This window comes from Burkholderia sp. D-99 (genome assembly GCF_011605345.1).
Taxonomy (GTDB): Bacteria; Pseudomonadota; Gammaproteobacteria; order Burkholderiales; family Burkholderiaceae; genus Burkholderia.
On record NZ_JAAOXM010000008.1, the window covers coordinates 220379 to 241729 of the forward strand.

Sequence of the window (21351 nt, forward strand, 5' to 3'; positions counted from 1 at the left end):
TTCGCGGGAAGAACGCCGGGAGATTCCGCAACCGATGCGCGCAGCCGACGCGATCGCGCCGCGGTACGGCGAATGCATCGGCCCACCCGACGACGCCGGTGCAGCGCAGGCGGCCGGTTACCGGAAACCGGCCGCCTGAACTGAACGGCCGCGTGCCACCGCGGCCGGTGCAGGCTCACCGCGTGTTGGTATCGCGCGTCTTCTGCTTGATGCACGCGATCCGGTACACGCCATCCTCGACCTCGACGCCGTGCGTGTCGTGCGTGAAGCCGGGGAAGCGCAGGTCGTACTGCTCGAGCGCCTTCAGGTAGCCGAGCAGCGGGCCGTCAGCGGGCCCCGCGTTCTCGCCGGGCATCAGCAGCGGAATGCCGGGCGGGTAGGGCACGACGCCGGTCGCGACGGTGCGGCCTTCCATTTCCGACAGCTCCAGCATCTCGATGTCGTTGTGCACGAGATGCTCGAAGGCCTCGGCCGGGCTGTAGTCGGGCTTCGGCAGCGTCGAGAAGCCGCGCGACATCATCTCGGTCGTCTTCAGGTCGCTCATCGCGCTGAACATCAGGTCGCACAGGTCGCGCAGGCCGAGTTTGCCGTAGCGTTCCGGATAGCGCGCGACGAGTTCGGGCAGCGCCTGTTCGAGCGGCGCGTTCGCATCGTAGTCGCGCTTGAAGTCGAGCAGCGTGTTGACGAGCGTGCCCCACTTGCCCTTCGTCACGCCGAGCGAGAACAGGAACAGGATCGTGAAGTCGGTCGTCTTCTCGACGACAATCCCGTGCCGGTCGAGATACGCGGTGACGACCGTTGCCGGAACGCCGACCGGCATCAGCCCGCCGTGCGATGCGACGCCCGGCGTGACGATCGACACCTTGATCGGGTCGAGCATGCAGTAGTCGTCCTCGATATCGCCGAAGCCGTGCCACGTGTCGCCCGGATGCAGTACCCAGCACGACGGGTCGGTGGCGAGCAGCGTCTCGTCCGCTTCGTGGAAGCGCACGCGGCGACCCGTCTTGCGATCGACGACGCTGTCGGGCTGCCAGCCATTGAAGAACCAGTCGTTGTTCTCCGCGCATTCCGTATGCAGGCGCGCCAGCATCTGGCGGAACGCGACGGCCTCGCGGATCGCGTCGGTCGTCAGCGCCTCGCCGCCGGGGCCGTCCATCATCGCGGCGCTCACGTCGTTCGACGCGATGATCGCGTAGTTCGGCGACGTCGACGCATGCATCATGTACGCCTCGTTGAAGCGCGCGTGCTCGATCGGGTTGCGGCCGTCGCGGACGTGGATGAACGACGCCTGCGACAGCGCGGCGAGCAGCTTGTGCGTCGATTGCGTCGCGAACACGGTCGGCTTGCTCGCGTCGTGTTGCGACGGATCGCCGTGCATCGCGTGACGGTCGCGGTAGATCGGGTTGAAGCGCGCATAGCCGTACCACGCCTCGTCGAAATGCAATCGATCGACGCTCTGGCCGAGCAGTTCCTCGACGCGCGCGACGTTGTAGCAGAGGCCGTCGTACGTCGAGTTCGTGATCAGCGCGTGCACGGGCGTCGGGTCGATGCCGTCGCGGCCGCGCACGAGCGGGTTCGCGTCGATCGCAAGCCGCACGGCGGCGGCCGTCAGCCGCTCGGGCATGATCGGCCCGATGATCCCGTAGTGGTTGCGCGACGGCACCAGGTAGGTCGGAATCGCGCCGGACATCGTCATCGCGTGCTCGGCCGACTTGTGGCAATTGCGATCGCACAGCGCGACCTGGTTGCGCGTGACGCTGGCCATCAGGATCACGCGGTTCGACATCGACGAGCCGTTCGTCACGTGATACGTGCGATGCGCGCCGAACACGCGCGCCGCGTAGCGTTCGCTTTCGCCGATCGGGCCCGAGTGGTCGAGCAGCGAGCCGAGTTCGCCGACCGAGATCGACAGGTCCGAGCGGAACAGCGCTTCGCCGAAGAATTCGAAGTACGCGCGGCCGACCGGCGATTTCAGGAACGCGGTGCCACCCGTGTGGCCGGGCGTATGCCACGAATACTCGTACACGCGCGAGAACTTCGCGAGCGCGCGGAACATCGGCGGCAGCACGGTTTCGCGGTAGCGTTCGATCGCGGCGACGATCCGGCCGCCGATGAACGCGGTGGTGTCCTCCAGCATCCAGATGAAGTCGTCGGCCTTTCGCATCGCGTCGACGGGAATCGCGGACGCGCTCGCGCGGCTCGCGAGCAGGAACACCGGCACGGTCGCGTTGCGCGCGCGCATCGCGTCGAGCACGGCCTGCGCGGGCGCGTGGCCGGCATCGTTGCCGAGTTCCCAGTTGAGCAGCAGGCACTGGATCGCCGGATCGGCGGCGACGACCGCGCAGGCATCGTCGGCGGACGTCGCGATCACGACGTCGACGAGCCGGGTGCGCAGCTCCTCGGCAAGCGCCGTCGCGGCACGCCCGGTGGCCGTGCGTTCATCGATGTCGTGCTGCACGAGCAGCGCCTTCATGCCGAGGCGGCGGAAGGCCGGTTGGGTCAAGGAAGCGGTCATGTGTCATTCCCCCGTTTGTTGGGTTGCCTGGACGCTCGCGGCTACGGCCGGCGAGCGCGCGTGAAGGGTGTCGGCCTGGTGACGGCCCACGGAAATCCAGAAGGTCGCGACGAGCGCGGCGATGGTCACGGCGAGCGCGAGATAGCGCACCCAGCGCGGCGAGCGGCCGCCCGGGTGGATGTGGGTTTCCTCGATCTCGCGCTGGCGGTTGATCGACAGCTCGTAGAAGACGATCGTTGCGACGACGAAGATCAGCGACCAGCGCGTCTGCTGGCCGTCGGAGCCGACCATCGCCCACAGCGCGTAGACGGCGCCGATCAGGCCGACGATCGTGTAGAACGTGAACTGGTGCGACGGCATCTTGCCGTAGCCGAGCACCTTGATGGCGATGCACGAGTAGATGTACGGCAGGAGCGTCATGATCACGGCGATCGACGCGATCTTGCCGAACTGCTCGCTGGCGCTCGGCGACATCGTCGCGAGCACCTGCACCGACATGATCAGCGCGACGATCGCGAGGCCCGCCGACGGCACGTTCTTCGAGTTGACGCGCGCGAACACGCCGGCGAACAGGCCGTCGTCGGCCGCGGCCTTCGCGGTCTGGCCGACCAGCAGCGTCCAGCCCGCGAGCGAGCCGAGGCAGCCGAGCGCCGCGCACAGCGCGACCGCGTTCGCGGCCGTATTGCCGAGCGCGAGGCGCGCGGCATCCGCGAACGGTGCGCTCGACGCGAGCAGCGCCTTGTTCGGGATCATCCCCATGATCACGGTCGAGCTGAGCACGTAGCAGACTGCGGCGAGCACCACGCCGCCGACGGTCGCGATCGGCACGTTGCGCGACGGGTTCTCGACGACGCCGGCCGATACCGACGCACTCTCGACACCGATGAACGCCCACAACGTGAAGTTCAGCGTCGCGCCGATCGCGCTGAAGCTGTTGGTGCCCGACACGTTCCAGCCGGCGAAATACACATCCTTGCTGAACCAGAACCAGCCAAACACGGCCATGCCGAGGATCGGCACCAGCGCGAAGATCGTCGTGACCGACTGCACGCGGCCGACGACGTTCGGCCCGAGGATGTTCGCGTACGTGAACAGCCAGATCACGAAGATCTGCGCGAGCGCGAACACGAGCGGGTCCTTCAGTACCGGGAAGAAATGCGTGAGATAGCCGAGGCCGGCGACCGCGAGGCCGACGTTGCCGAGCACGTTCGCGAGCCAGTAGATCAGGTTGGTCTGGTAGCCCATGTACGGGCCGAACGACTTGCGCGCATACGCGTACGGGCCGCCGGCGGCCGGGTCGATCGCGGCGAGCTTCGCGAACACGAGCGCGAGCGACACGGCGCCGACGACGGTGATCAGCCAGCCGAAGATCGCGATGCCGCCGGTGGCGGCGAGGTTCGCGGGCAGCATGAAGACGCCGGAGCCCATCATGTTGCCCGCGACCATCAGCGTGGCGGGAATGACGCCGATTTTCGGCGCGGAAACCGCGGCCGGTGTGGCGGCGGAGCGGGAGGAGGACGAGCTGGCATCGGACATGCGACGCTCCTTGAGAAAACGTGTTGCGGTTGAGGTGGCGCGGTGTGGCGCCGGTCGACGATTCCGGTGCGGCTCGTCGTTTTAATTGACGTGGTCATGTTATCGCTTGGGTGATTTTTAATACGGGTAAACGCTGGTATTTAATAACTTGAATATTGATGAATGTCATTGAACCCGGTGAATCGGCGTTTGAACCCTGGTTCGGGTGGCACGTGCGGCAAGGCTGGGGCGCGTTTTTGCCGGTCTCGATCCTGGCAGGTGAGAACACGCCGCCGAAGCGCCGATGGATAATCGTTTTTCCGAAACGGTTAAATCGGGTTGTGATGTAAATGGCGTCGCAATCGGAGTTTGGATTTGTCGGTTATTATCGAGCGCATTATTAAATGCGCGCCGCCGGCGCGCGTGACCACCGCTTCTTCTCCCAGGACGATTCCGATGACGACGCTGCCTTCCCGTTTGCCGCTGATCCAGGCCCCGATGGTCGGTTCGCTGAGCCCGCTCGCGATCGCCGTGTGCGAAGCCGGCGGTCTCGGCTCGCTCGCCTGCGCGGCACTTGGCCCGCAGCAACTGCGCGACGAGATCGCGGCGATCCGGGTGCGCACGCCCGCAGCGTTCAACGTGAACTTCTTCTGCCATACGCCGCCGGCGCCCGATGCCGCGGTCGACGCGCGCTGGCGCGCGGCGCTCGCCGGCTACTACGCGCAAGCCGGGCTCGATCCGGCCGGCGTGAAGGGCGGCCCCGGCCGCGCGCCGTTCGACGATGCGATGTGCGCGGTCGTCGAGGAGTTGCGGCCGGCCGTCGTGAGCTTTCACTTCGGGCTCCCGGACGACACGCTGCTCGACCGCGTGCGGCGCACGGGTGCGCAGGTCGTGTCGTCCGCGACGACCGTCGAGGAAGCGCGCTGGCTGGATGCGCGCGGCGTCGACGCGATCGTTGCGCAGGGCGCGGAGGCCGGCGGCCATCGCGGGATGTTCCTGACCGACGACATCCATGCGCAACCGGGCCTGTTCGCGTTGCTGCCGCAGATCGTCGACGCGGTGCGCGCGCCGGTGATCGCGGCCGGCGCGATCGCCGACGGGCGCGGCATCGCGGCCGCGTTCGCGCTGGGCGCGCGCGCGGTGCAGATCGGCACGGGTTACCTGCTGACGCCGCAGGCCGGCCGCTCGGCGCAGCATCGCGCGGCGGTGCGTGCCGCGCGCGACGACGGCACGCGCATGACCAACCTGTACACGGGCCGCCCCGCGCGCGGGCTGCTGACGCGCTTCATGCGCGAACAGGGGCCGATGAGCGCGCTCGCACCGGCGTTTCCGCTCGCGACGGCCGCGGTCGATCCGCTGCGCGGCGCGTTCGAGCGGCAGGGCCGCGACGACTTCTCGCTGCTGTGGTCGGGCGAGGCCGCGGCGCTCGCGCGTGAAGAGGATGCGGGCGAGCTGACGCAACGCCTGTGGCGCGACGCGCTGGCGTGCGCGGCGGGGCTGCGCGACGCGTTTCCGCAGGCGGTCTGATCGACCGGGAAGGGGGCGCCGGCGCGGGATCATCGGCGTATCATCTGGGTTTTCGTCAGCCCGATCCAGGCACCCCCACCATGACTTCCGTCGACACTACCCCCGTCCTCGACCATGACAAGCTCGTTACCTTCATCGAGCGCAAGTGGAACGATGAAATCCTCCACGCACTGACCGACTACATCGCGATCCCCGCGAAGAGCCCCGCATTCGACCCCGACTGGGCGAAGCGCGGCTATCTCGAGCGCGTTGTCACCGATGCCGCGCAGTGGGCCGAGCGGCAGCCTGTGAAGGGCCTGAAGCTCGAGATCGTGCGCCTGCCGGGCCGCACGCCGGTGATCTTCTTCGAATCGCCCGCCACACGTTCGGGCAGCACCGACACGATCCTGCTGTACGGCCACCTCGACAAGCAGCCCGAATTCGACGGCTGGCGCGCGGATCTCGGCCCGTGGACGCCGAAGTACGAGAACGGCAAGCTGTACGGCCGCGGCGGCGCCGACGACGGTTATGCGATCTACGCGAGCCTCGCCGCGCTCGGTGCGCTCGACGAACAGGGCATCGAGCGGCCGCGTTGCGTCGGCCTGATCGAGACCTGCGAGGAATCGGGCAGCTACGACCTGCTGCCGTACGTCGACGCGCTGCGCGACCGGCTCGGCCAGGTGTCGCTCGTCGTGTGCCTCGATTCGGGCGCCGGCAACTACGACCAGATGTGGCTCACCACGTCGCTGCGCGGGCTGGTGTCCGGCGACCTGCAGGTCGAGGTGCTCGAGGAAGGCGTGCACTCGGGCGTGTTCGGCGGCATCGCGCCGTCGAGCTTCCGCGTGATGCGCCAGCTGTTCGAGCGCCTCGAAGATGCGAAGAACGGCAATCTGCTGCCGGGCGTGTTCCACTGCGAGATTCCCGACAGCCGCGTGCGCGAAGCGGCCGCGGCCGCCTCGATTCTCGGCGACGCCGTGTGGAAGGGGCTGCCGTGGGCCTGCGGCGCGGACGGCAAGCCGGTGCTGCCGACCACGACCGATCCGCGCGAGGCGCTGCTGAATTCGACGTGGCGGCCGTCGCTGTCGGTCACCGGCGCGGCCGGTATGCCGGCGCTTGCCGATGCGGGCAACGTGCTGCGTCCGCGCACCGCGTTCAAGCTGTCGCTGCGCCTGCCGCCGCTCGTCGATGCCGCGCAGGCCGTGCAGCAGCTGAAGGAATTGCTCGAACTCGATCCGCCGTACAACGCGAAGGTCACGTTCAAGCCGGACGCGGGCGCCGCGACCGGCTGGGCGGCGCCCGATCTCGCGCCGTGGCTCGCATCGTCGCTCGACGCCGCGTCGCGCCGCCACTTCGGCGCGGACTGCGCATACATGGGCCTCGGCGGCACGATCCCGCTGATGAACGTGCTGCAGGAAGGTTTCCCGTCCGCCCAGTTCATGGTGTGCGGTGTGCTCGGGCCGAAGTCGAACGCGCACGGCCCGAACGAGTTCCTGCACGTGCCGTATGCGAAGAAGCTGACGGCGGCGGTCGCGGACGTGATCGCGACCGCGCGTTGAGTGTCACGACTGCCCGACCCGACCTGACGGAACCTCGCCGATGACCGCACTGCCGACGCCCGATACCGAACCGCTGCGCATGCGCGCCGAACCGCTGCATGCATTCGTCGCGGCGCTCTGGGAACGGGCCGGCAGCAGCGAGCGGGAGGCAAGGCTCGTTGCCGATCACCTGGTCGGCGCGAATCTCGCGGGCCACGATTCGCACGGGATCGGGATGATCCCGAACTACGTCGCGTCGTGGCGGGAAGGGCAGTTGCAACTGAACGGGCACGCGTCGATCGTCCGCGACGGCGGTGCGGTGCTGACGATCGACGGCGGGCGCGGCTTCGGCCAGGTGATCGCGTTCGAGGCGATGGTCGAAGGGATCGAGCGTGCGCGGCGCATGGGCATCTGCGCGATCGGGCTGCGCGACGTGCATCATCTCGGCCGCATCGGGCACTGGGCCGAGCAGTGCGCGCGCGCGGGGCTCGTGTCGTTCCATTTCGTCAACGTGCCGGGCGACCTGCTGGTCGCGCCGCTGCACGGCGCCGATCCGCGTTTCGGCACGAATCCGTTCTGCGCCGCGTATCCGCGTGCGGGCAGGCCGCTGCTGCTGCTCGATTTCGCGACGAGCGCGATCGCGTACGGCAAGACGCGCGTCGCGTACAACCAGGGCAAGCGCGTGCCGGCCGGGTCGCTGATCGACCATCGCGGCCAGCCGACCGACGATCCGGCCGTGATGCACGAGCAGCCGTTCGGTGCGCTGCTGCCGTTCGGGCTGCACAAGGGGTACGCGCTGGCAGCGATGTGCGAGATTTTCGGTGGTGCGCTCGTCGGCGGGCATACGACTTATGGCGACACGCTGCAGAAGACGAGCGCGATCGTCAACGGGATGCTGTCGGTGCTGATCGATCCGAAAGCGTTCGATGCGGCCGATGCAGAGCGTGAAGCCGATGCGTTCGTCGCATGGGCCAAGGCGTCGCCGCAGGCCGGCGATGCGCCGGTGCAGGTGCCTGGCGAGCCGGAAGAGGCGAGCCGCGCGGCGCGCGGTGCCGGCGGTATTCCGGTCGACCGGGCGACGTGGCGGCAGATTCGCGAGAGCGCGGCGGCGGTCGGCTTCGACGACGCGGCGCTCGACGCGTGGACGCAGCGCTGCACGGAGCGCGCATGAGCTGGCAGTCGGAGAAGGCGCACGGCGAGGAGATCGCGTATCAGCTCGCGCCGCTCGGCAAGGTCGAGGTCACGCGGTTCTTCAGCGGGGCGGCGATGCGGCTCGATGGCGTGATGTTCGGCTTCATGTCGCGCGGGTCGCTGTTCCTGCGAGTCGACGACGTGAACCGTTCGGCGTTCGTCGCGGCGGGGATGGGGGGGTTCTCGTATGTGAGGCCCACGCGTACCGTCACGCTCGAGGGCTACTACGAAACACCGGCCGACGTGCTCGAGGATGCGGGCGCGCTGTTCGACTGGTGCCGCAGCGCGTATCGCGCGGCGTTGCTGGCGGGGCCGCCGAAGCGCAAGGCGCGGGCGGCGGCGAAACCGGTGGCGGAAGTGAAACCGGCGGCGGAAGTGAAACCGGCGGCGAAATCGGCGGCGAAGCGAGCGGCGAAACGGGCGGCGAAGCCTGCGGCGAAACCGGCAGCGAAACTGGCGGCGAAACCGGCAACGAAACCGGCAACGAAACCGGCAACGAAACCGGTGGCGAAACCGGTGGCGAAATCGGTAGCGAAGCGAGCAGCGAAACCGGCAGCGAAGCCTGCGGCGAAACCGGTAGCGAAGCGAGCAGCGAAACCGGCAGCGAAACCAGCAGCAAAACCACCGGCGAAGCGCAAGCAAGCTTGATACCGATCGAGCGAAGCGACAGCTTCGCGAATTTCGCTTTCCTTTCTTTCGATCTCGAATGTGTCGGGGCGATTCGCGCGGCGCGTGGTTGGTGCCCGGCGGCGCATCGGCACAGGTGCGCAAAAACATCCGGCTTGCCGCACCGCACATCCCCCGTGCTTCACAACGGCGGCCCCGGCGTTTATGATCGGCGCGGGTTGCACCCGTGTCTGGCGTGACCCGCACCGGCCTCGCCGCCGGCCCCGCGAACGGCGCATCGTACGCCGCGCGGGACGCTTCCCCACCCATCATTCCAGACGGAGACAACCGATGCTCGTCCTGATTCTCGGTTTAGCGATCTTCCTCGGTGTGCACTCGATCCGGATCGTCGCGGACGGCTGGCGGTCGGCGACGATCGAGCGAATCGGCGAGAAAGGCTGGAAGGCCCCCTATTCGATCGCATCGATCATCGGCTTCGTGTTGATCATCTGGGGTTACGGCATGGCGCGCCAGGGCGCGACGCTGCTGTGGGTGTCGCCCGTCGGTGTGCGCCACCTCACCGGCATGCTGACCGCGATCGCGTTCGTGCTGATCGCCGCCTCCTACGTGCCCGGCAACCGCATCAAGACGCTCGTCGGCCATCCGATGGTGGCCGGCGTGGCGGTATGGGCAATCGCGCACCTGCTCGCGAACGGCACGCTGCATGCCGTCGTGCTGTTCGGGGCCTTCTTCGTCTGGTCGCTCGTCGATTTCGTCGTGTGGCGCGCGCGTGACCGTCGCGAAGGCGTTCGCTATCCGGCGGGCAGGCTGTCGGGTGACGTCGTGGCGATCGTGGCCGGGCTCGTCGTGTGGGCCGTCTTCGCACTGTTCCTGCACGGCTGGCTGATCGGCGTGCGGCCGTTCGGCTGAGCAGTCAAGCCGCTGAGCGGCCAAGCAGCCAGCGGCCAAGCAGCCAGCAGCCAGCAGCCAGCGGCCAGCGGCCAGCGGCCAGCAGCCAAGCAGCCAAGCAGCCAAGCAGCCAAGCAGCCAAGCAGCCAAGCAGCCAAGCAGCCAAGCAGCCAAGCAGCCAAGCAGCCAAGCAGCCAAGCAGCCAAGCAGCCAAGCAGCCAAGCAGCCAAGCAACCAAGCGACCAAGCGACCAAGCGACTAAGCGGCGGCAGGCCCGTCAGCCGCCCGCCCTTCGAAGGCAACGGTCAGCGCAGCTTCGCGCCTGCCGTGTCGCCGAGTTGCGCCGGTTTGCGGCGCAGGAAATACGCCGCGACGATCGCGAGCGCCGTCGATACCGTGAACCAGAACTGGAAGCGCGAATCCGGGTTGAACGCCTGCGACCCGAGCACCGCGACGAGCGCCAGCAGCGCGACCCAGTTCGACACCGGATAGAACCACGCGCGGAACGCCGCCGGGTCGCGTTGCTCGTGCTTCGTCTGCCGGCGCATCGCGAAGTGCGCGACGATGATGAAGATCCACACGATCATCACGAACGCGCCGCTGCTCTTCGCGAGCATCAGGAACAGGTCGCCGCCGCTCACGAAGTGAATGCCGAGGATCGACACGCAGATCGCGAGGCACAGCACGAGCGCGTTCATCGGCACGCCTTTCGCGTTCGTGCGGCCGAACATCGCGGGCGCGTGACCGCGCTGGCTGAGCGAGAACAGCATGCGCGAGTTCGAGAACAGGAACGAGTTCATCACCGACATGAACGACACGAACAGCACGATCTTCATCGCGACGGCCGCGCCCGTGAAGCCCGCCATGCCGAACAGCGACACGTACGGCGATTTCAGGTTGGCCTTGTCCGTCCATGGCATGCACAGGATCAGGATCGACACCGAGCCGACGTAGAACACCATCACGCGCACGATCACGCTCTTGATCGCGCGGATCACGTTCTTGCTCGGGTTTTCGGATTCCCCTGCCGCCACAGCGGCGATTTCGCTGCCGCCGAGCGAGAAGATCACGACCATCACGCCGGCGAGCACCGGCGAAATGCCGTTCGGCATGAAGCCGCCGTGATCCGTGAGGTTCACGAGTCCGGGCGCCGGAATGCGCGGCTGGAAGCCGAGCAGGATCGATGCGCCGAGCGCCATGAACACGATGATTGTCGCGACCTTCGCGAACGACAGCCAGTATTCGGCTTCGCCGAACGAGCGCACCGAATACGCGTTGCTCGCGATCAGCGTGACGAGCATGAACAGTGCACCGCCCCAGATCGGCAGCCACGGCAGGAAATCGTTGAGGATCGCGCCGAGCAGGATCGCCTCGACGGTGATCGTCATCATCGACTTGAACCAGTACAGCCAGCCGACCGCGAAGCCGGCCCATTCGCCGAGATAGCTGCTCGCGTAGGTGGAGAACGAGCCGCTGTCGGGATTGCGGGATGCCATTTCGCCGAGCATGAACATGACCAGCGTGACGATCACGCCACCGATCAGGTACGACAGGATCGCCGCCGGGCCGGCGGTCGAGATGATGGCGCCGGAGCCGACGAACAGGCCCGCGCCGATCACGCCGCCAAGCGCGATCATCGTGATGTGCCGTTGCTTGAGGCTTTGCCTCAACGAGTTGTCCTGCATCTCCTACCTCTAGTTATTGTTGGCCGGGAACGCATCGGGCGGCGCGGCGGCAACGTTCTGCCGCCGCATGGGGCGCCGATGTCGAGGGAGCGTGTGTGACGCGATGTGCCGGGCCGCCGGCGGTGAGTCGGAATGGCGGCCGCGAAGTGCCGGTCGGTGCCCGCGAGAGGGCGATGACGACGGCAACCCCGGATTGTGGGCGGACACCGCCGTCACGGCAAACGAGATATGCGAAAGACGTCTTGCGGTTTGCTCATCAATTGCCGCCGCGAAAGCGGCGGCGAGCGTGGGTCAGATCGGTTTGACGAACAACCCGACGGTCAGCACCGCGCCGATGCAGACGATCCCGATGCGCAGCACGCGTTCGTTCACGCGATGCAGCGCCCACGTGCCGACAAGCCCGCCGACGATCGCGCCGCCGCCGAGCGCGAGCGCCTTGCCCCAGTGCAGGTGCGGCGACGTCAGGAACAGCACGACGGCCGATGCGTTCATCACGCCCGCGAGCGCGTTCTTCGTCGACATCGCGTGACGCGGCGACAGGCCCGCCATCGTCAGCACGGCCATCATCAGGAAGCCGAGCCCGCCGCCGAAGTAGCCGCCGTAGATCGCGATCATGAATTGCGAGAACGCGGCGGGGACAGTGCCGAGGTGGGCCGTGCCTTCGCTCGGCTTGCGGAAGAAGCTGCCCCACGCGAACACGACCGTCGCGAACAGCACGAGCCACGGCACGAGGCGCGAGAAGATCGATGAAGGGGTTTTCAGCAACAGCAGCCCGCCGAGCGCGCCGCCGACGACGCTGATCACGAACATCGCGCGAAACGACAGCTTGCCGACGCCGCGCACCATGTTGCGGCTCGCCCAGCCGGTCGTGACCTGCGCGGGAAACAGCGCGACCGTCGACGTGATGTTCGCCGCGAGCGGCGACATGCCCGACACGATCAGCGCGGGCAGCGTGACGAACGAGCCGCCGCCGGCGAGGGTGTTCTGCAGTCCGGCCCACAGGCCGGCGAGGATGACGAGAGCGAGCATGGGTGCGGGAACGGGGAGGTGGCTGGAGGCTCGCTTGCCGGAAGCGGGCAGGCGCGGCGGACGCTCGATGGTAATGCAGGATCGCGGAATGCAGGGAGTTCAGCGCGATGCGGTGTATGTCGCGTTGTGTCGATGCGATCTTGCGCGGCCCGTCGATGGCTGCCGCGCTGATTGCAATCCTGGCGGCGAGCCCCGAACGACGCATGTCCGGTCACGTGGGAGATAGGTATGGAAAGGCCGGATTTAACGCTTCATTACGATAGGCTTTCCTGAAAGGTGCTAAATTCGCCCATCGATATCTCGAAATGCAGTGAGGACAGACAGATGCTGAAGAAATTCGCCGGAATGGCAGTGATGGTCGGCGCAATGGTGGCGGTCTCGGCGCCTGCCGTTGCAGGTGACACGAACAACGCACTGGGCGGCGCGCTCGGCGGTGTCGCGGGCGCGGCGGTGGGTCACGCTGTCGGCGGGAGCACGGGCGCCGTTATCGGCGGGGCGGTGGGCGGCGGCGCAGGCGGCGCGGTAACGTCGAACAAGCGCGAACGCACGGGCGCCATCGTCGGCGGCGCACTGGGCGGCGGCGCAGGCACCGCGGCGGGCAACGCGATGGGCGGTACGGCGGGCGGCCTCGTCGGCGCAGCCGTGGGCGGCGGCGCGGGTGCGGCGCTGGGCGGCCACGTGTCGCGCAACAACTCGCGCTCCGACGATCATTACCACGGCAACAAGCACAAGAAAAAGAAGCGCTACAAGCACAACGACTGACCGGCGGTTCCCGGGCGTACTGGCGTGAAGCGAGCGGCGAGTCCAATGGCAACGAAGCGTGCATCGTTGCGACTTCATCCCGCATTGCCCCGGCTTCCGCTGATGGCGCCCGGTTGCGCTGCATGAGCGGCAACCGAGGCGGTTGATCGGTCAAGCCGCCGTTCCGTTTTCGGTGATCAGCGCCCTGAGCACCAGATCCGAGATCGTGCGATAGGCCGCATCGAAATCGTCGTTCCCCAGCGCGCGCTTGCCGAGCACCAGCAGCATCTGCGACGCGAAATCCGCATACGACTGCGTCGCTGCCCAGATCAGGAAGAACAGGTGCTCGGCATCGACCTGCCTGACCTTGCCTTCGTCGATCCAGCGTTCGAGCACCCGGATGTCGTCGCGCAGCACCGGGATCAGTTGCTTGCGGATCTCCTTTCCGTAAGTCTTCGCGCCGCCGATGATCTCCAGCGCGAACACCCGCGATCCGTGCGGGCGGTTTCTGGAGAATTCGAGTTTGGCGCGGATATAGGCCGACATCGCTTCCGCCGGCTCGCGGTCGGGCGCCGCAAACTCCCGCATCCTGCCTAGCCAGTCCCGCAAGACGTCGTCCAGCACGCGTTGGTAGAGCGCCAGCTTCGTCGGGAAGTAGTACATCAGGTTCTGCTTCGACAAGCCGGCGGCCGCCGCGATCGCCGCAACGGAGCTCCCCTCGAATCCATACGTGGAAAACGCTTCCTCGGCGGCGGCGAGAATGGCCGCCTCGAGGGTGTCGCGCAGCGCTTCCCGGCGGCCGGGAGGCCGGGCGGGCGGTTCTGCAGTCGGCCCGGACGGGTTCATCGCTCGATCCTCCACCGGCACGTCGGGCCGGAGCCGCCGCCCGCTCAACGCGCGGTCGCTGCGGGGTAGGTGATGTGTTCCGGCGCGCGTTGCATGATGACCTTCCCGCCGCGCAGCGACGTACGTACCCTGGCCTGCTTGCGAATCACTTCATAGTCGCAATCGGCGTCGAGGATCAGCAGATTGGCCGGCCGCCCGACGGCGATGCCGTACCGGTCGCCGAGGGACATCGCATTCGCGCTGTGCTCGGTGACGAAATCGAGGCAGCGCTGCAGGTCTTCGTAACCGAGCATGTGGCACACGTGCAGGCCGACGTCGAGAATGCGCAGGATGTTGCCGTTGCCGACCGGATACCACGGGTCCTTGATCGAGTCCTGTCCGAAGCACACGTTGATGCCGGCACGGTCGAGCTCCGCCACACGCGTGATGCCGCGCCGTTTCGGATAGGTGTCGAAACGCCCCTGCAGGTGGATGCTTTCGGTCGGACACGAAATGAAATGAATCTCCGAGCGCTTCAGCAGCCGGAACAGCTTCGAGCAATAGGCGTTGTCGTACGAGCCCATCGCCGTCGTGTGGCTCGCGGTGACGCGCTTGCCCATCCCGCGTACCCGCGCTTCCTCGGCGAGCACTTCCAGGAAGCGCGATTGCGGATCGTCGGTTTCGTCGCAATGGACATCGACGAGGCAGCCCGTGCGCTCCGCGAGATCCATCAGGAACTTGATGGAGCTCACGCCCTGGTCGCGCGTGTTCTCGAAATGCGGGATGCCGCCGACGACGTCGGCGCCCATGTCGATCGCGCGTTCCATCAACGCGCGGCCGTTGTCGAACGATTCGATGCCTTCCTGCGGAAACGCGACGATCTGCAGGTCGATGAGATCGCGCGCCTCTTCCCTGACTTCGAGCATCGCCTTCAACGCGGCGAGCGTGGGATCGGTGACGTCCACGTGCGTGCGCACGTGCTGGATGCCGTTGTCGCGCAGCATCCCGATCGTCGTGTGTGCGCGGGCTTTCGTATCGTCGTGCGTGATCGTGGCCTTGCGCTGGCCCCATCGCTCGATGCCTTCGAACAGCGTGCCGCTCATGTTCCATTCGGGGTCGCCGGCGGTCAGCGTGGCGTCGAGATGGATATGCGGCTCGACCAGCGGCGGGATGACGAGGTTGCTGCCGGCATCGATGACGTCGTTCCCTTGCGGCGTCAGCGGCGACGGCTGGAGGTCGATCGCGCGGATCGTGTCCGCATCGAGGTCGATCGTGAAGAGGCCGCTACGGCCGCGCAAGCTGGCGTTGATGATTTTCATGTGGGTTCCTGTCGTTCGAGTGGGGCCGGGAGGGCGCGCAGCGGAATCATTCGCCCTGGACGGACGGTTCGCGCGAGAACGCGCGGGCAACCTGCAGCAGCACGATGTAGGCGGCGGCGGACGCCGCGATGCCGACGATCGGCGCGATCCACGGTGACGTGTAGGCGAGTATCGCACCGATCGCATAGGCGGCCAGGCCGACCAGGTTGAAGCGCGGCAGGCGGGCGGTGGCGAGCGACGGGTAGGCGCCGCGATGGCGGTACCAGTAGTCCGCCATGATCACGCCGCCGACGGGCGGAATGATCGAGCCGAGCAGCACGAGGAACGGAATCAGCAGTTCGTACATCCCGCCGACCGCGAGCACGATGCCGATCGCCGCGCCCACGAGGACGAGCGTGCGGCGCCGTTCGGTGCGCAGCAGGTGGCAGCCGGCGGCCGCCACGTTGTACATCGTCGGCCCCTGGATGGTCCAGAGATTCAGGCACAGCATCACGACCGCCGCGATCGACAGGCCCTGCAGCATCATCACCTCGACGATGTCGGCCTGCTGATAGACGATCGCGCAGTACGCGCCCGCGATGATCATCAGGCCGTTGCCGAAGAAGAACCCGATCATGCTGGCCGACACGGCGCTGCGTGCGCTGCGGGCGAGGCGCGTCCAGTTGGTCGCCTGCGTGGCGCCGCTCGCGAAGGTGCCGATGACCATCGTCACCGCGGCCGAGAACGGCATCGGATGAGACGGCACGACGTGCCTGAGACCGGCCCACCCGCCGATATCGCGGGTGGCGATCCACATCGACGTCATCAGCAGTACGAACATCAACGGCACGGAGACGCGCGACAGCACGTCCATGCCGCGATAGCCGATGATGGCCGTGATCGAGAATCCGAAGCCGAACAGGATCATCAACGGCGTGGTCACCGACGCGGGCCAGCCCAGCAGCTTGACCAGCACGATGGCGACCGTCGCGGTGCCCCACGCGTACCAGCCGAGCTCCGCGAAGCCGAGCAGGAAATCGGACAGCTTGCTGCCGACTTCGCCGAAGCAGAAGCGCCCCATCAGCACCGCATTCAGGCCGCTGCGCGCGGCGATCAGCGCGAGCGATGCCGCGTAGGCGGCGAGCAGCAGGTTACCGATCACGGCGATCCGGATCATGCTGACGACGTCGAAGGCGACGCCGATCTTGCCGCCGGCGAACATCGTCCCGGTGAAGAACGTGAAGCTCAGCAACACCATCGTGATGGACAGAAAGCCGGTGCGTTTCTCGAGCGGGACTTCGCTCAGCGCGAATTCACCGTGGTTCGACTCGGCTGTCGGGCGTGCATCCTGGTTCGTGGACATCTTGTCTCCCGTGAGCGATCGGGTTGGGTCTGAAAGGGTTGGCGGGGCCGTGCATGGGCAGAGAACGTGCTGTTTCTCTTTCTGTTTCAGCGCGTCATTCTCTCTGGCCAAAATTTTTACAAGCGTAAAAATTCAGGCCGGGTGGCACGCAGGAAAAATGACCGACCGGTGCAGGCCGCCCGTGACGCGTCATAGGCGGGCCGATCGGTCGGCAGATTCGCGATGTTTCATCGGCGTAACACTTCTTGCGGTTTCGCCACGCGCGCCGCGGCAAGGCATTTGTCCGGGCCGTTGCCGGACGGCCGTTCGACGGCATTGGTACGCGATTTGCGTTCGATACTGACGCCGCGCGCCGCGTCGGATGCTCCGTGCCGTTTCCATCCTGATTGCGCCCGCATTCTCGGCCGGGGCCCCGCTCGATCGCGGCATGCCATCCCGACCGGCCGGCCGGGACGATATGGGCCGCGCGCGAATGGCGACCTGTCGTGCGCAGGCCGCTGTTCGGTCGATCCAGACGATCGGCGCGAATCATGAAGCCCGTGAGCGAGGTCTTCGATGATCATTCCGGACAATGCGACCCTGCTGGACCGCTTCGCCAAATGGGAAGCCGAGCGGCGCGACGACGTGTATCTCACCCAGCCCTATCCGGACGGCACCGTCGTCGACTACACGTGGGGAACGGTCGGCGATCAGGCGCGACGCGGGGCCGCTTACCTCGTGTCGCTCGGTCTTCCCGCAGGCAGCCGCATCGCGCTGCTCGGCAAGAACAGCGCGCACTGGATCATGGCCGATCTCGCGATCATGCTCGCCGGCATGGTCAGCGTGCCGTTGTATCCGACCTTCAGTGCGGAATCCGTGCGGTACGTGCTGGATCACAGCGACGCGAAACTGCTGATTCTCGGCAAGCTCGACGGTGTCAGCGACAACTGGCCGAACATCCGCGCGCAACTCCCGCTCGACCTGCCGATGCTCGGCTTGCCGCTTGCGCCGCACGACGCGTTTCCGCAATGGGAAGAGGTTGCGGCGCAGCATGCGCCGCTCGTCGCCGTGCGACGGCCGCCAGGCGACGAACTGTGCACGATCATCTATACGTCGGGCTCGACCGGCGAGCCGAAAGGCGTGATGCACTCGCACGCCAGCATGGCCATGCTGTTCCTGACGATCCAGCATATCGAGGCGTTCAACCTCACGTCGGACGAGCGCGGATTTTCCTACCTGCCGCTGGCGCACCTGGCCGAGCGTGCCGTCGTCGAAGCTGCGTCGCTCGCGTTCGGGTATCGGGTGTTCTTTGCGAATTCGCTGGCGACGTTCACCGACGACGTGAAGCGCGCAAGGCCGACGATCTTCCTGTCGGTGCCGCGGCTGTGGAACAAGTTCCACCAGCGCATCGGCGAAAAGATCCCCGGCCCGATGCAGGCGAGCCTGTTTGCGCTGCCATGGGTCGGCGCGCGGATCAAGGGCAGGATTCTGCGCGAGCTCGGGCTCGATCGGGCGCGCATCGTGGTGACCGGAACGGCGCCGATGCCCGGGCATCTGATGCGCTGGTATCGCGGTCTCGGACTGGAACTGCTCGACGGCTACGGGATGAGCGAATGCGGACTGCTCCACTTGAACCGTCCGGGGCATGTGCGTGCCGGTACGGTCGGTCAACCGTACGCCGGCGTCGAGGCGCGCATTGCCGGGAATGGCGAGATTGAAATCAGGAGCGCCGGGCAGATGCTCGGCTACTACCGGCAGCCCGAGCTGACCGCAGCGCTGACCACGCCGGACGGATTCTTTCGCACGGGCGACGTCGGCAGGATCGATGCCGACGGCTTCCTCACGATCACCGGGCGGGTCAAGGACATCTTCAAGACTGCCAAAGGAAAGTACGTCGCCCCCCAGCCGATCGAGCAGAAACTGCTCGGCCTGCGAGGCGTCGACGCCGCTTGCGTGGCGGGCGCGGGTTGCGCGATGCCTTTCGCGCTGCTGCAGCTTTCCCCCGAGACGTGCGCGTCGATCGCGGCAGGTACGTTCGATCGAACGGTGCTGACCGGCGAGATTGCTGCGCTGCGCGAACGCATCAACGACGTCGTCGAACACCATGAACGGCTCCAGTATGTCGTCGTGGTCAAGGAAGCATGGACCGTCGAGAACGCGATGCTGACGCCGACACTGAAGATCCGGCGAAGCGCAATCGAGGCGCACTACATGCCGCACGCCGGGCAGTGGGAAACGCTGGGGCAGGCGGTGGTCTGGGAGAACTGACACGGTTCGGCTTCGTCCCTGGCTGCGACCGGGAGATCGGGCGCGACGATGCGGTGGCGCGGACAGGCGCGGCCGTCGGCGGCAAGGTGCTCGTCGGCGGGGCGGACATGCTGTGTGCCTCCGGCAAGCCTGACGCCGCGGGCGAGGGCGCTTTTCGAGCCGATGTTTCCGGCTTCCGCACCATCGGCAAGGCCGGTGCGTGCGGCCGGTGACTGGCCGGCCGGGCTTTCCGTCAACGGCGATCGAGGATGGAAGCCCGAACCCACCCGACCTGGAGCGCCATCGATCTTGACGGCCTTCACGAAAATCCATTTCCGCGATGGCTGAGTCTGCCCGGGCCGCGAATCCTCAGCTAACTCGACTGACCAACGGCACAGCTTCGATTCATCAGATCAATACGTCGCTTTTCCGTCCGCTTGCCCTCGTGAAATTGGCATGCTAGTTTTTCATGAAATTCATTGGCGTAAATTTCACGGGAGTCCGCATGTTCGTGCAGTCCGACCGTCACGTCGCAAGCTACTACGCCGGCACCTACCCGGCGCCGATCCCGCATCGTCCGGAGCTGGACGAGCGCATCGACGCCGATGTGCTGGTTGTCGGCGCGGGTTTCAGCGGACTGCACACGGCGTTGCGTCTCGCGCTCGCCGGCAAGCGCGTCGTCATGCTGGAGGCGAGCCGCGTCGCGTGGGCCGCATCGGGCCGCAACGGCGGGCAGGCGCTGCTCGGCTGGTCGTGCGACATGCAGCCGCTCGAGGATTCGCTCGGCCGTGACGGCGCGCGCCTGCTGTGGGACAGCATGCGCTGGGCCGCGGCCGAGGTGCGCGAATTGCCCGCGCGGCACGGTTTCGATATCGACTACCGGCCCGGCAGCCTGTGGGCGGCGGTGCGGCCGCGGCGCGTCGCGATGCTCGCGCAGGCGCGCGACGAAGCGGCCGAGCGCTGGGGCTACGACCGGCTGCGCGTGATCGAGCGGGCCGACATGCCGGAATGGATCGGTGGCTCGCGCTATCTCGCGGCGCTTCACGACCCCGAGGCCGGCCACCTGAACCCGTTGAAGCTCGCGCTCGGCCTCGCGCAGACGATCGAACGCACGGGCGGCCGCATCTTCGAGCAGAGCCGCGTGCTCGACTGCCGCGAAACGGCGGGCGGCCACATTGCCCGCACGGCGCGCGGCGAAGTGCGCGCCGATGTGCTCGTGCTGGCCTGCAACGCGTATGTCGACCGGCTCGATCGCGACCTCGCGCGCCGGCTGCTGCCGGTCGGCACGTACCAGGTCGCGACCGCGCCGCTTGCGCCCGACGTCGCGCGTTCGCTGCTGCCGCAGAACAGTTGCGTGATCGACAACCAGTTCGTGCCCGACTATTTCCGCCTGAGCCCCGACAACCGGCTGTTGTTCGGCGGCGGCTGCACGTATCTCGGCGGCATTCCGGCCGATATCGCGGCGGCCACGCGCCCGCACCTCGAACGCGTGTTTCCGCAACTGGCCGGCGTGCCGCTCGATTACGCGTGGGGCGGCCATATCGACATCAGCATGCGTCGCACGCCGGACATCGGCCGCCACGGGCAGCGTTTCTGGCTGCAGGGCTTCTCGGGGCACGGCGTGCTGCCGACGCTCGCGGGCGCGCGTGCGGTGGCCGACGCGGTGCTCGGCGACGAACGCCTGCTCGCGCAGTACCAGCGCATCCGCAATCCGCGCTTCCCCGGCGGCGACCGGCTCGCCGCGCCGCTGGAAGCGATCGGCAAGGCCTGGTACCGTTTGCGCGATACCGTCTGACTGCACCGGAACCCACCATGAATGAACAGGAAGAGATAGAAAGCCTGGCGATCCTGATCCGCGACCTGCGCAAGCATCGCAAGGTCACGCTCAACGATCTCGCGGAACGGATCGGCCGCTCGGTCGGTTTTCTGTCGCAGGTCGAGCGCGGGCTGTCGCGCCCGACGGTGGCGGATCTCACCGCGATCGGCGAGGCGCTCGGCGTGCCGACCACCTATTTCTACAGCCTGAGCAAGCCGCGCAGCGTGCCGTGGGTCACGCGGCCCGACGAGCGGCGCACCGTGTACTACGCGGCCGGCATTACCGACATCCTCGTGTCGCCGAACATGCGCTCGCGCTTCTCGATCCTCGAGAGCCATCTGGCGCCGGGCGCGAGCAGCGGCGAGCGGCCCGTCGACGACAGCGACGAGCAGGGCGGTTTCGTGCTCGAAGGAGAACTGACGATATGGGTCGACGGCGACGACACACCCGTCACGCTCGGCCCGAACGACGCATTCCAGCTTCCCGCGCACAAGCGGTTCCGTTACGCCAACCTGACCGACGCGCCGACGCGCGTGATCTGGGTTTTCACCTGAGTTGTCGGCGGGGCGGGCGGTCGGGGGAGAAGCCGCG

Annotated in this window: 16 protein-coding genes; 9 read left to right on the forward strand and 7 right to left on the reverse strand. The window is 67.2% G+C overall.

Annotation, left to right across the window (positions count from 1 at the left end):
* Positions 1-175 precede the first annotated feature (175 nt).
* The gene (locus tag HAV18_RS26375) at positions 176-2515 is read right to left on the reverse strand and encodes an Orn/Lys/Arg decarboxylase N-terminal domain-containing protein (protein ID WP_166961928.1); all 2340 of its coding nucleotides are present in this window, start codon (positions 2513-2515) and stop codon (positions 176-178) included.
* A gap of 3 nt (positions 2516-2518) precedes the next feature.
* Positions 2519-4051, reverse strand: coding sequence for an arginine/agmatine antiporter (adiC, locus tag HAV18_RS26380; RefSeq protein WP_166961931.1), 1533 nt, complete (start codon positions 4049-4051; stop codon positions 2519-2521).
* A gap of 435 nt (positions 4052-4486) precedes the next feature.
* On the opposite strand from adiC, the gene HAV18_RS26385 reads away from it, so the two are divergent.
* The 5 genes from HAV18_RS26385 to HAV18_RS26405 all read left to right on the forward strand — a co-directional run bounded on the left by HAV18_RS26385 (position 4487) and on the right by HAV18_RS26405 (position 9798).
* Positions 4487-5557, forward strand: coding sequence for a nitronate monooxygenase family protein (locus HAV18_RS26385; RefSeq protein ID WP_166961934.1), 1071 nt, complete (start codon positions 4487-4489; stop codon positions 5555-5557).
* Positions 5558-5637: 80 nt separating this feature from the next.
* Positions 5638-7092, forward strand: coding sequence for a M20 family metallopeptidase (locus tag HAV18_RS26390; RefSeq protein WP_166961937.1), 1455 nt, complete (start codon positions 5638-5640; stop codon positions 7090-7092).
* 40 nt (positions 7093-7132) lie between these two features.
* Positions 7133-8242 (forward strand): malate/lactate/ureidoglycolate dehydrogenase, encoded by a 1110-nt coding sequence (locus tag HAV18_RS26395; RefSeq protein ID WP_166961940.1) that lies wholly within the window; start codon positions 7133-7135, stop codon positions 8240-8242.
* The gene (locus HAV18_RS26400) at positions 8239-8910 is read left to right on the forward strand and encodes a TfoX/Sxy family protein (RefSeq protein ID WP_166961943.1); all 672 of its coding nucleotides are present in this window, start codon (positions 8239-8241) and stop codon (positions 8908-8910) included. Before HAV18_RS26395 ends, HAV18_RS26400 begins: the two co-directional genes overlap by 4 nt.
* 309 nt (positions 8911-9219) lie before the next feature.
* Positions 9220-9798 (forward strand): NnrU family protein, encoded by a 579-nt coding sequence (locus HAV18_RS26405; protein ID WP_166961946.1) that lies wholly within the window; start codon positions 9220-9222, stop codon positions 9796-9798.
* A 284-nt stretch (positions 9799-10082) separates the two neighbouring features.
* Here HAV18_RS26405 and HAV18_RS26410 read toward each other — a convergent pair whose 3' ends face one another.
* Both HAV18_RS26410 and HAV18_RS26415 read right to left on the reverse strand, forming a co-directional pair.
* Positions 10083-11462, reverse strand: a complete 1380-nt coding sequence (locus HAV18_RS26410) for an amino acid permease (protein WP_166961949.1) — start codon at positions 11460-11462, stop codon at positions 10083-10085.
* A gap of 291 nt (positions 11463-11753) precedes the next feature.
* Entirely contained in the window at positions 11754-12491 is a 738-nt protein-coding gene (locus HAV18_RS26415) for a sulfite exporter TauE/SafE family protein (RefSeq protein WP_166961951.1), read from the reverse strand.
* Positions 12492-12815: 324 nt separating this feature from the next.
* Between HAV18_RS26415 and HAV18_RS26420 the strand changes: the two genes are divergently transcribed.
* Entirely contained in the window at positions 12816-13253 is a 438-nt protein-coding gene (locus HAV18_RS26420; RefSeq protein ID WP_166961953.1) for a hypothetical protein, read from the forward strand.
* A gap of 150 nt (positions 13254-13403) precedes the next feature.
* On the opposite strand, the gene HAV18_RS26425 is transcribed toward HAV18_RS26420, so the two are convergent.
* From HAV18_RS26425 to codB, 3 genes are read right to left on the reverse strand one after another with little or no spacing between them, the layout of a single operon-like run.
* Entirely contained in the window at positions 13404-14078 is a 675-nt protein-coding gene (locus tag HAV18_RS26425; protein ID WP_166961955.1) for a TetR family transcriptional regulator C-terminal domain-containing protein, read from the reverse strand.
* Between the two features lie 44 nt (positions 14079-14122).
* Positions 14123-15376 (reverse strand): cytosine deaminase, encoded by a 1254-nt coding sequence (codA, locus tag HAV18_RS26430; protein ID WP_166961958.1) that lies wholly within the window; start codon positions 15374-15376, stop codon positions 14123-14125.
* A 46-nt stretch (positions 15377-15422) separates the two neighbouring features.
* A complete protein-coding gene (codB, locus tag HAV18_RS26435) occupies positions 15423-16718 on the reverse strand; it encodes a cytosine permease (RefSeq protein ID WP_166961960.1) in 1296 nt (431 codons plus the stop codon).
* A 555-nt stretch (positions 16719-17273) separates the two neighbouring features.
* On the opposite strand from codB, the gene HAV18_RS26440 reads away from it, so the two are divergent.
* The 3 genes from HAV18_RS26440 to HAV18_RS26455 all read left to right on the forward strand — a co-directional run bounded on the left by HAV18_RS26440 (position 17274) and on the right by HAV18_RS26455 (position 21314).
* Positions 17274-18965 carry an AMP-binding protein gene (locus HAV18_RS26440; RefSeq protein ID WP_166961963.1) on the forward strand — a complete coding sequence of 564 codons (1692 nt, stop codon included), beginning with the start codon at positions 17274-17276 and terminating at the stop codon, positions 18963-18965.
* Between the two features lie 484 nt (positions 18966-19449).
* Positions 19450-20739 carry an FAD-binding oxidoreductase gene (locus HAV18_RS26450; protein WP_166961966.1) on the forward strand — a complete coding sequence of 430 codons (1290 nt, stop codon included), beginning with the start codon at positions 19450-19452 and terminating at the stop codon, positions 20737-20739.
* A 17-nt stretch (positions 20740-20756) separates the two neighbouring features.
* Positions 20757-21314 (forward strand): helix-turn-helix domain-containing protein, encoded by a 558-nt coding sequence (locus HAV18_RS26455; protein ID WP_089427004.1) that lies wholly within the window; start codon positions 20757-20759, stop codon positions 21312-21314.
* The last annotated feature ends 37 nt before the right edge of the window (positions 21315-21351 follow it).

Excerpts from the sequence above, each read along its gene's own strand:
- HAV18_RS26375 (WP_166961928.1), bottom strand. The coding sequence starts at position 2,515 with ATGACCGCTTCCTTGACCCAACCGGCCTTCCGCCGCCTCGGCATGAAG.
- adiC (WP_166961931.1), bottom strand. The coding sequence starts at position 4,051 with ATGTCCGATGCCAGCTCGTCCTCCTCCCGCTCCGCCGCCACACCGGCC.
- HAV18_RS26385 (WP_166961934.1), top strand. The coding sequence starts at position 4,487 with ATGACGACGCTGCCTTCCCGTTTGCCGCTGATCCAGGCCCCGATGGTC.
- HAV18_RS26390 (WP_166961937.1), top strand. The coding sequence starts at position 5,638 with ATGACTTCCGTCGACACTACCCCCGTCCTCGACCATGACAAGCTCGTT.
- HAV18_RS26395 (WP_166961940.1), top strand. The coding sequence starts at position 7,133 with ATGACCGCACTGCCGACGCCCGATACCGAACCGCTGCGCATGCGCGCC.
- HAV18_RS26400 (WP_166961943.1), top strand. The coding sequence starts at position 8,239 with ATGAGCTGGCAGTCGGAGAAGGCGCACGGCGAGGAGATCGCGTATCAG.
- HAV18_RS26405 (WP_166961946.1), top strand. The coding sequence starts at position 9,220 with ATGCTCGTCCTGATTCTCGGTTTAGCGATCTTCCTCGGTGTGCACTCG.
- HAV18_RS26410 (WP_166961949.1), bottom strand. The coding sequence starts at position 11,462 with ATGCAGGACAACTCGTTGAGGCAAAGCCTCAAGCAACGGCACATCACG.
- HAV18_RS26415 (WP_166961951.1), bottom strand. The coding sequence starts at position 12,491 with ATGCTCGCTCTCGTCATCCTCGCCGGCCTGTGGGCCGGACTGCAGAAC.
- HAV18_RS26420 (WP_166961953.1), top strand. The coding sequence starts at position 12,816 with ATGCTGAAGAAATTCGCCGGAATGGCAGTGATGGTCGGCGCAATGGTG.
- HAV18_RS26425 (WP_166961955.1), bottom strand. The coding sequence starts at position 14,078 with ATGAACCCGTCCGGGCCGACTGCAGAACCGCCCGCCCGGCCTCCCGGC.
- codA (WP_166961958.1), bottom strand. The coding sequence starts at position 15,376 with ATGAAAATCATCAACGCCAGCTTGCGCGGCCGTAGCGGCCTCTTCACG.
- codB (WP_166961960.1), bottom strand. The coding sequence starts at position 16,718 with ATGTCCACGAACCAGGATGCACGCCCGACAGCCGAGTCGAACCACGGT.
- HAV18_RS26440 (WP_166961963.1), top strand. The coding sequence starts at position 17,274 with ATGATCATTCCGGACAATGCGACCCTGCTGGACCGCTTCGCCAAATGG.
- HAV18_RS26450 (WP_166961966.1), top strand. The coding sequence starts at position 19,450 with ATGTTCGTGCAGTCCGACCGTCACGTCGCAAGCTACTACGCCGGCACC.
- HAV18_RS26455 (WP_089427004.1), top strand. The coding sequence starts at position 20,757 with ATGAATGAACAGGAAGAGATAGAAAGCCTGGCGATCCTGATCCGCGAC.